A 6621-nucleotide genomic window follows, 5' to 3' on the forward strand; every position below is an offset into this window, starting at 1 on the left:
ACTTAACACTGTTCCAATTTATACTTATGAGGATAATGCCCCAAAGGAAATAAATTATAATCTGTTTATTAGTATTGATAAATTCCCTCTAGAACTGAAAATGTTAAGTAAGGGAGCTTTAATTATAGAAAAAATTGAATATGGAGAGGTTCAAAGGTTTTTTGTAATCATGGCTATCCAATAAACAAAACTATCTTTATTATTTAAAGAGTCAAATTTTTTTAAAAGCTTTTATGAATGCCCTGCAACGTTTGATAAAAACGCTCTAATTTTATTCAAATAGATTTCTCCATCGTCAATAGAATTGTGACTCTTGCCAAGTATTTCCTCCCATTGAACCTTTCCGCACCAAGCATTTGCAAGTCTTTTTGAAATACGGGGAGGAATCAAGGTGTCTTCAGTACCAACCATTATTAATAGCGGAGATTTAATTGATGGAGCACGACTGATTGAATCAAATTTATGTTTTAAAAGCAAGTTAACAGGTAGAAAAGGAAGTTTCCCTTTAGCAACATTTGCTAACGTATCATATGGCGAAACTAAAATTACAGCAGATGTAGGTCTTTTTTCTGATAGAAATGTAGCTATACCTGTTCCAACGCTTCTTCCCATAACTACGATATTATTCTTATTAATATCTTCTCTGTTCGCAAAATAATCATATATTTCCAGAGAGTCACTAAACAATACTTTCTCACCAGGAGTTCCTTCGCTTGTTCCGTAACCCCTATAGTTGATTAATGCAACAGACCAATTTTGAAGTTTTGACATTTTGGGAATAAGAAGGGATACTTCCTCTGCATTTCCACCAAAATAAATGAGTAAATTTGACTTGTTGCTAGTTGAGTTTCTTAAAAACCATCCTCTTATTGTTATGCCATCGCTCATTGTAAGTTCAATGTCTTTGGTACTATTTATTCCAGTCGATAGAGCCGTTACTTCACCTGATAGCTTTTGCCTCGAAAAAATAAGTTTTTCCTGAAAAAAATATGCTGCTATGCAAACTAGTATATAGAGAGTTATAGCAACTATAAAAAAGCGCTTTGTTCTTTTAAATTTCAAGTTCTTCTTGGAATTATCTGTATTACTCAAAAGTATTCCCCCTAATATTTCTTTAATAATCCTTTGTTTTTCTACTTAATCATAGATTTTAATCATTTTCAAAAATCTTATTATACTTTTTATTATATATTCACCAAGATTAAAACAGTGGTGCTATGTTGGCTCCATACAAGTATTATGCTTGTAAAACTATTTACATTTGCTGTTACTAATGAGATTATATACAAAAAAGGTTCCCATATCAATAGGAGCATCCTTGAGCTATACTGAAATATAAATGCAATTACAGGTCCCTTTAACAAAGTATTGTACCTAACTATAGAGAAGTGCAAAAAAGAATATATCTCTATAGCTGATTATTATATGCAAAATTGGCACTAATTTCTAAAACTTTTTGGAACTTTTTGTATCTCTCTTTTATCTTTCTAGTAGTAGATGGAGGAGGTGAGAGAGAATGGAGGGAATAATGCTACTTCATAATAATAGTGTTGAAGATACGGATGTTGCCAATGCGATAAAAGGAGATGGAAATGCTTTTAGCAGGCTCATACATAATAATAAGCGCTCAATGTACAGGATAGCAAAAAGCATCTTAAAAAATGAACATGATGTAGAAGATGCAATTAGCAGTACAATTTTAAAGGCTTATACAAATATCATTAAACTAAGAAAAAGTGACACTTTCAAGCAGTGGATCTACAAAATTCTTGTCAATGAATGTTATGCAACAATAAGAAAAAAGAAACGGGAAATTGTATTTGATGAGTCAAATATTATAAAAGATACATATGAAGATAATTATAAGGATTTTGAGCTTGCCAGGGCTATTAATTTACTCGAAGAAAACCAGCAAATTGTGACAATTTTGTTCTATTACGAAGATATGAGTATTAAGGATATTTCCAGGACTTTGGATTGGCCCGAAGGAACGGTAAAATCGCGGCTCAGCAGGGCAAAAGAAAGACTGAAAAGTCTTATCGACTGTTAAAATAGAGGAGGAAAAACTATATGGACGATTTTGATAGTATGCTTAAAGCAAAAGCAAAAGAAGAGAAACTGAAAATTCCGGATTCGTTGGAAAGAAAGATTGAAAAATCAATGAACAATCTCCCTAGGAGGCAAACTATGAAAAAAAGATCTGTAATTGCTGTTGTTGCTGCTGCCGCAATTATTACAACATCCTTAACATTTGTATATGCAAAAGATATTCCTTTAATTAATACAGTGATAGAGTTTTTCAAAGGAAATTCAAGTCTTAAATATAGTGGAGATGCTCAAGCCTATGTGAAGTACTCTACAGAAGTTGGCAAGACTATAACTAGTAATGGAGTGAGTATAACTATTGATAATATAGCCTGTGATGGCAATTTCCTTGTGCTGTTTTATACAGCCGAGGGAGATGGGGAAAAGGTATCTATAGGTGAAGGTGGAATTCCAATTGTAAATGGTATTCTCGGAGAAATCTCAATTGATGGTAATCAGAAGAAGATTTCAAATAATGACAGTTCAGATGCATACCTTACAGATGATGGAAAGGTTAAAGGCATGATAAGGGCTGATATAAGCGGGGATATCTTTCAAAAATATTCAAAAGTAGATTTTTCAGTTTCTTATGCCTTAGCGAAGGAAGGAAAGTGGGATTTTAAGCTTGATGTTTCAAAAGAAACGGCTATGAAGGACGTAAAGATTGTAGAAGTAAACAAGAACGCATATATAAAAAATCCTGACGGCAGGGAGCATAATATTAATATACAAAAGGTATCCTTTACTCCTTTTGGCAACCAAATTATCATCAGCGAAAAGTTTGACACATCAGTATCAAAATATACTAAGGAAAATAGCCCATCACCTTTCAGTTTATTTGCTTTGTTTGATGATAAAGGAAATGAACTGGATGTGCTGAGAGGTCAGCTTATTTCAGAACCCGAGAATGCAAGAAACAGCTTTGAATTTATAAAAGGCGGTAAGGGGTCCAAATACTTAACACTAGTTCCGATTTATACTTATGCGGATAATGCCCCAAAGGAAATAAATTATAATCCGGTTATTAGTATTGATAAATTCCCTCTAGAACTGAAAATGTCAAGTAAGGGAGCTTTGATTATAGAAAAAATTGAATACGGAGAGGATGATACAAAATTATATTACACAAAGAAGGGTACAGTACTAAATGAAGGCAACTTTTTCTTTGTAGATGAAGAAGGTAACGATGTTTTTGATAATATGTCTATTTACAGAAAAGATTATATTATTAATAGGGATAAAGGTATATACGTAAGCGTTTTGCCAAAGCTGGATACAGAAAAGAAATATAAATTAGGATATATCACAGATGAAAAATTCGACTTACTAGACCAATACAAAATAGAAATCCCGCTTAATTAAAAACATTGCTCAGGGGTTCAGGGAACCAAAGGTTATACTGAACCCTTGATAACTTGTAGCAAATCAGTTATAAATTCCACCAACCTTATCTAGCGGCCAAAGTCTTAAAACAGCTCTACCTTCAATTTTATCATTACTTATAAGTCCAAAATCCCTGCTGTCCATACTATTTTCTCTATTATCTCCCATAACAAAGTATTCATTGTCAGGTATTTTTATTGGAAATTCCATATCCTTAGGAGAAGTAGAGCCTTTAACATAAGGTTCATTATACAATTCTCCATTTATATAGACTTTTCCGTCCTTTATATCAATCTCATCCCCCGGAAGTCCAATAACCCTTTTTATCAATCTATACTTTTCATCCTTTTTGAAAACCTTATCGATAAATTCCTTTGTATTTGCAACGAATGTACTTATGACTCCTGTTTCAGCTTCATCATTTATTATAACTATATCTCCTCTTTGAGGTTCTGAATAATAATACTCTATTTTGCTTTCTATTAGTCGCTGTCCTTCATATAATGTGCTTTGCATCGAGCATTGCCTGACTTCAGTTGCTGCAAAGGCATAGCTTCTTATTGTCATTGAAACTAGTATTGCCACAACAAATGTAGTAGCCCATTGAATTGACTCTACTAACAAACGCTTCTGACCAATTGCATCCTTGAACATTCTAAAAGGAGTAAATACGTTTCTAAACCTCTTTTTAATATCTTCGGCTTCTCCAAATCTTTTAACAGCTATAGCTTCTGCTTGTTTTTCAGAATAGCCCTCATCAATCAATTCCTTCTTTATCATTTCCAGATGATCACGGATTTCTTCTTCCAACTCCGCTCTTTGAATTTTGCTTATATGCCTTTGTTTTAAAATTACCCCAATGTAATCTTCGAATTTGCCCATTCCAATACATCTCCTTTACATGAATTTATCATTTCACTTACGCGGTTCCAGTCTTCAATTTTTTTTACCAATTCCTTTTTTCCATGTTCAGTAATGCTGTAATATTTTCTTCTTCCACCTGTTTCAGAGTCTCCCCAATAAGATTTCAAATACTTCTTTTGCTCAAGGCGCTGAAGTGCCGGGTATAAAGTACCTTCACTCATCTTATACAGGTTATTGCTTTTAGCTTGTAAATTCTTAATAATTTCAAACCCATAGGTATCTTTCAAGGCTATTTGAGAAAGCAGTAATATATCTATACTTCCTTTCATCAACTCTTTATCCATTTTATCTACCATCCTTTTACAGTTGCTTAATAATATTATATATCGATGTACATCGTATTACAAGGTACTTAAAGAAAATATTTTATGATAAAATAGTAATAAAAAATCTGTAACAAAATCCACTTAAGAAAGTCTTATATATAGAACCATATAAAGAGGTTTTTAGTTTAAGAGTGTTTGGGGAACTATCCTATCAGCAGATCAGTGAAATATTCGGAAAGAGTGAAACCTGGGTACGAGTTACATATTACCGGGCAAAAGAGAAGATTAAATCATTGTATATAGAAAGAGAGGGGTTATGATGAAAACAAATTGCAAGATAATTCAAGACTTGCTTCCGTTATATATAGATGATTTTTGCAGCAATGAAAGCAGGTCTTTAGTGGAAGATCATTTGAAAGAGTGCGAGATTTGCAGTAGAAAATTTAATGATCAAAAATGTGAAATAGAAGTAAATGAAGAACTTATCAAGGAGAATTTAAAAGCCAAAAGACCATTTAAGAAAATTATTACATGTTTGACAGTTGCGTTAATTATAATTGCTATCTTAATACCTGTCTCTATACTGACTTATAATACAATAGATAGCGATAGGGTGGCCTTTTTAACAATCGCTGGGAGAATGAAATCCCAAATATTTTTATGGGAACTCGAAAAAGGTCAGTTTGAAAAAGCTGCTGACCATGTACAATTTTCGGGAGCATATGGAGTAGATCTCACAGAGGAAGAAGAAAAAAAACAGTGGATTGAGGGAATGAAGAAGTTAAAAAATGATGGTATAGAAATTATTTCTCATAGGGATACAGTAATTGAAAGTGATGATGGATTTACATGTGGATATACAATAATAGAAATAAAGTATGATAATAAGCTTTATGATTTTAAGCTTGGATTATATACAAATAGAAAGGTTGAGGTAGGCGGTTTGGGGTATTCAGCTGATCAGTCTCAAAGTGACTCTGAGGTTAAAGAAATGATCATGAATAGATTTAATGAATTTATAAAGACCTATAATCCAGGATAAAGGTGAGGGCAGGTAATATTTTTATAAGGTGTTTTTTAAGAGTATGAGCAGAAAAGTTGGGTCATGTTTTTAATATGTTTTCTGAGATTTTCTGGTTGTTTAGATGGCATATTTATATTATAATTATATAAAGTAAATTTTTACTATAAAATATTATTTAAACTTTGTTGCTAACAAGTTTAGTATTTACTATTTTAGGCATTTGCAAAATGACTTAAAAAATCAGATGTAAAAAGTTAGAAGAGATGTAAAATGGACTTTGATAACTTAAGAGGGATATATGTTAGTGATTTGACTGAAAAACCAGAACCTTGTTGATGAAATTACAGCACAAATAAGCTTATGTATAAGACATAAGTTTCAAGAGTAAGTTAGTAAATCAAGCGATTAAAGGTTTTAAACTACGTATATACTTGTGCTCATGAATTTTATCTGCAAGTATTACAGTAATTAGTTGTGTGATACCTGCGAGATATAAATCTGCTTTAATAGTTAGGTTGTCTCTTGTTTTAAGATTACCACAGGCCATAGGCTCCTTAAGGTATTGAATGTTTTTTTCTACTACAGTCCTAATTTTGTAGTCAGAAATCCATTCGTCAGAGCCTCTAATCACACCTGGATACATGCGTTTATCCATGGCAGGAGATGTGAAGGTTACACGACCGCAAGGCTTGCCATTACAGGGGTTATCACAAGAAGTAACCCATTTACCTTTAATTAGTTTTGCCTGTGGGCACCGCCATTTGAATCTTTCGATTCTTCCTTCTTCTCGGCTCCAGCCATTTGGTTTCATTGGTACAGAAGAATCTTTAGAGCAAAGTGGCCAACCATCATCATTGTATTTAATAGGCGGAAGATTAAGGTTTGAATTTCTGGAATTCAAAGGTATTAGAGCCCTTTGAAACTTGAGTTCATCTAAGA

At 32.8% G+C, this 6621-nt stretch carries 6 protein-coding genes and 2 pseudogenes; 4 read left to right on the forward strand and 4 right to left on the reverse strand.

Going from position 1 to position 6621, the window contains the following annotated elements; genetic code table 11:
* Positions 1-231: 231 nt before the first annotated feature.
* Positions 232-1092 (reverse strand): alpha/beta hydrolase, encoded by an 861-nt coding sequence (locus ACECE_RS28125; RefSeq protein WP_010250010.1) that lies wholly within the window; start codon positions 1090-1092, stop codon positions 232-234.
* 424 nt (positions 1093-1516) lie between these two features.
* Here ACECE_RS28125 and ACECE_RS0218705 point away from each other — a divergent pair, with 424 nt between their 5' ends.
* Together ACECE_RS0218705 and ACECE_RS0218710 are read left to right on the forward strand one after the other, a co-directional pair.
* Positions 1517-2050 carry a sigma-70 family RNA polymerase sigma factor gene (locus tag ACECE_RS0218705; RefSeq protein ID WP_010250012.1) on the forward strand — a complete coding sequence of 178 codons (534 nt, stop codon included), beginning with the start codon at positions 1517-1519 and terminating at the stop codon, positions 2048-2050.
* A 20-nt stretch (positions 2051-2070) separates the two neighbouring features.
* Complete coding sequence (locus tag ACECE_RS0218710; RefSeq protein ID WP_010250014.1) at positions 2071-3447, forward strand: DUF4179 domain-containing protein; 1377 nt, start codon at positions 2071-2073, stop codon at positions 3445-3447.
* Between the two features lie 63 nt (positions 3448-3510).
* On the opposite strand, the gene lepB is transcribed toward ACECE_RS0218710, so the two are convergent.
* Together lepB and ACECE_RS0218720 are read right to left on the reverse strand one after the other, a co-directional pair.
* Positions 3511-4350, reverse strand: coding sequence for a signal peptidase I (gene lepB, locus ACECE_RS0218715; protein WP_010250016.1), 840 nt, complete (start codon positions 4348-4350; stop codon positions 3511-3513).
* Positions 4320-4676, reverse strand: a complete 357-nt coding sequence (locus ACECE_RS0218720) for a PadR family transcriptional regulator (RefSeq protein WP_010250018.1) — start codon at positions 4674-4676, stop codon at positions 4320-4322. Before ACECE_RS0218720 ends, lepB begins: the two co-directional genes overlap by 31 nt.
* A gap of 143 nt (positions 4677-4819) precedes the next feature.
* Here ACECE_RS0218720 and ACECE_RS30325 point away from each other — a divergent pair.
* Both ACECE_RS30325 and ACECE_RS29620 read left to right on the forward strand, forming a co-directional pair.
* Positions 4820-4978, forward strand: a pseudogene (locus ACECE_RS30325) (RNA polymerase sigma factor); the annotation flags it as partial.
* Positions 4978-5700, forward strand: a complete 723-nt coding sequence (locus ACECE_RS29620) for a zf-HC2 domain-containing protein (RefSeq protein ID WP_010250022.1) — start codon at positions 4978-4980, stop codon at positions 5698-5700. The pseudogene ACECE_RS30325 and the gene ACECE_RS29620, both read left to right, overlap by 1 nt.
* A gap of 379 nt (positions 5701-6079) precedes the next feature.
* Here ACECE_RS29620 and ACECE_RS28135 read toward each other — a convergent pair.
* Positions 6080-6621, reverse strand: a pseudogene (locus ACECE_RS28135) (ISNCY family transposase); the annotation flags it as partial.

The sequence above is a fragment of the Acetivibrio cellulolyticus CD2 genome (assembly GCF_000179595.2).
Classification (GTDB): Bacteria; Bacillota; Clostridia; order Acetivibrionales; family Acetivibrionaceae; genus Acetivibrio; species Acetivibrio cellulolyticus.